Annotated in this window: 2 protein-coding genes; both read left to right on the top strand. The window is 44.3% G+C overall.

Annotated features, from left to right (window positions below; genetic code table 11):
* Positions 1-1,244 (top strand): sodium:solute symporter (locus AB7E53_RS14735; protein ID WP_446776546.1); only part of this gene is annotated, 1,244 nt, incomplete at its 5' end.
* Positions 1,241-3,296 (top strand): golvesin C-terminal-like domain-containing protein (locus AB7E53_RS14730; RefSeq protein WP_446776544.1); only part of this gene is annotated, 2,056 nt, incomplete at its 3' end. The genes AB7E53_RS14735 and AB7E53_RS14730, both read left to right, overlap by 4 nt.

Genomic DNA, 3,296 nt, shown 5'->3' with positions numbered 1-3,296 from the left:
ACTTACAAATGGTGCTCGGCTTTATTGCCGGAACCTTGTTGATTGCTTATGCTTTAATTCCTTTGTTTTATAAACTCAAGGTGGTTTCTATCTATGAATACCTTGAAAACCGCTTTGGCATCTCCACTTATAAAACAGGTGCATGGTTCTTTTTTATTTCCAAAATGTTAGGAGCCTCCGTCCGATTGTTCCTGGTTTGTGTAGTGTTACAGTTGCTGGTATTCGACCCCATACACCTTCCATTTATACTGAACGTATTTTTTACGGTTGCGTTGGTTTGGCTTTACACATTCAACGGTGGAGTAAAAGTTTTAATCTGGACAGACACATTAAAAACCTGCTGCCTTATTATCTCTGTTGTTCTTTGCATAACTTTCATCGCATCCGATCTGCAGTTGGATTTCATGGGAATGGTTAGAGCCGTTACCGATAATGATTATTCCAAGGTGTTTTTCTTCGACGATGTGAATGATAAACGATTCTTCTGGAAACAATTCCTGGCCGGAGTATTCACCGTTATAGCTATGACCGGATTGGATCAGGATATGATGCAACGGAATCTGAGCTGTAAGAATCCGGCCGATTCTCAAAAGAATATGGTTACCAGCGTTATCTTTCAATTTATAGTGATTGCCATGTTTCTCATGTTGGGAGTCCTTCTCTACATATATGTACAGGCTAAAAATATTGCACTCCCTGCAAAATCAGACGAATTATTTCCGATGATTGCTACGCAGGGATATTTCCCAACAATTGTGGGAATCTTGTTTATCGTAGGGTTGATCTCTTCGGCCTATTCGGCTGCCGGTTCTGCTTTAACGGCGCTGACCACCTCTTTTACGGTCGACATATTAGGCACTCTTAAGAAGCATACCGACGAAGAGGCAGCCAGATCAAGAAAAAAAGTTCATATCGGGATGGCGTTTGTCATGGGGCTGGTTATCGTCGTTGTAAACGCACTCAACAATACCAGTGTTATCGATGCCGTCTACATTCTGGCCAGTTATACATACGGACCCATTCTCGGATTGTTCGCGTTCGGTATCTTTACAAAAAAGGCTGTGAAGGACAAGTATATCCCACTGGTCGCTATTCTTTCCCCCCTGTTTTGTCTGATGGTGGATTTGAATTCAGAACGATGGTTTAACGGGTATTCATTCAGTTATGAACTGCTTATCATCAATGCCCTGTTCACGTTTGTCGGACTTTGTTTATTTATTAAAAAAGGAAAAGTACAACCATGAAAAAGAATATTTGTCATAGCTTGATCCTGTTACTGCTGGTTAGCATCGGATCTTTAACTGCGCAGAATGGATCTTTGGCAACCCGGCAGTCCATCGCCCGTTTTCTTAATTCGCATGTGTCGGGTGAGCTGGCTATAGGAAAGATTACGGTAGATTCGCTTACCATCCTCGATAAAGCAAAAAAGGTCCGGGTGGTTGCCTCTGTAAACTGTTCGTATATTCCCTTTACACAGCAACGTGTTCTGGTTGTCTACGATTCGATCCGGAATATTCTTCCTTCGTCTTATGCTAGTTATAAAGTGGAATTGGTGACCGATAATCAACCCATCGAAAATCTGGTTACCGGTCAATCCAGAAAATATACTTTCCGCAATAAAGTGGACAAACCTTTAGTTACTGCGTTGTCTAAACCATTTAAAGCAGAAAAAGGATTACGTAACAAACATATAGCCCTTTGGCAAAGTCACGGTTTTTATTTTGAACAGAAATTAAACCGTTGGGAGTGGCAACGGGCCCGTATTTTTCAAACGGTAGAAGATTTATATACACAAAGCTATGTACTTCCATTCCTGGTACCCATGCTCGAAAATGCAGGAGCCAATGTCTTGTTGCCCAGAGAAAGAGATACGCAGACACTTGAAGTGATTGTAGATAACGACAAAGCGACCCATCCATCCGTTTACAAAGAGATTCAGGGAGACAAGCCCTGGTCGGTCGGATTTGGTAAGGGGTTTGCGATGCTGAAAGATCAGTATATTGAGACTGAAAACCCGTTTCAGGACGGTACATTCCGGCAAACGGTTACCCGTAAGAAAGGAAAAGAGAGCCTGGCCGAATGGATTCCTTCCTTATCAAAAGCAGGTAAGTATGCTGTATATGTATCTTACAAGACTTTACCGGAAAGCACCGAAGATGCCTTATATACCGTCTACCATAAGGGCGGAAAGAGCCAGTTTCGGGTGAACCAGCAAATGGGCGGCGGAACCTGGATATACCTGGGGCATTTCATGTTCGACCAAGGAATGAATGAGTCTTGTAAGGTTCAACTCTCCAATCTTTCGTCTAAAAACAACCGGATTATTACGGCAGACGGTGTGAAAATAGGAGGCGGATATGGTACCATTGCACGTAAAGTGAACAATTCGGGTATCGTATCGGAGAATACAAAAAGCTCCGACAACTCCGGACCGAAAGTGCTTCAGAGTCAGCTTTCCATCCCTTATCAATACGAAGTGAGCGGCTATCCCCGCTTTACCGAAGGCGCACGCTACTGGCTGCAGTATGCAGGCTTTCCGGATACAGTATATACACAAAGCAAAGGGGTAAACGACTATACGGATGATTATAAGAGCAGAGGCGTCTGGGTGAATTATCTTTCGGGAGGTTCAAGCGTTGCTCCGAAAGAAAAAGGATTAAATATTCCGGTTGATCTGGCTTTTGCGTTCCATACAGATGCCGGTACTACCCTGAATGATTCTATTATCGGAACGTTGGGTATCTTCTTTACCAAGGAGGGAGACGAGACCTTCGGGAATAAGGCTTCGCGTTATGTTTCAAGAGATCTGACGGATTTGATCCAGACAGAAATTGTGAAGGATATCCGCAGCCTGTACGAACCTGCCTGGTCGAGAAGAGGTATGTGGAACCAGTCCTATTTTGAGGCACGTACCCCCAGAGTACCCACCATGCTGCTGGAGCTGCTCTCGCATCAGAATTTTGCGGATATGCGATACGGTCTCGATCCTCGTTTCCGCTTTACGGTAAGTCGGGCTATCTATAAAGGGATGCTTAAATTTATCGCCTTGCAGTACAACCAACCCTTTGTGGTTCAACCCTTGCCTGTCGACCATTTCAGCGTCCGTTTTACAGGTGCTGAAGAGGTGGAGCTTGGCTGGCAGGCCGTCCGCGATTCGCTGGAGCCTACCGCTGTGGCCAACAAATATATACTATATACGCGTAAGGGTGACGCCGATTTCGATAACGGCGTGGTGGTTACATCCAATAAGATCAGGCTGCACCAGGAGCCCGGGATAATCTATAGCTATAAAGTGA

The sequence above is a fragment of the Macellibacteroides sp. genome, assembly GCF_050251695.1.
GTDB classification, from domain to species: Bacteria; Bacteroidota; Bacteroidia; order Bacteroidales; family Tannerellaceae; genus Macellibacteroides; species Macellibacteroides fermentans.
This window is presented reverse-complemented; position numbering and strand designations above follow the sequence as displayed.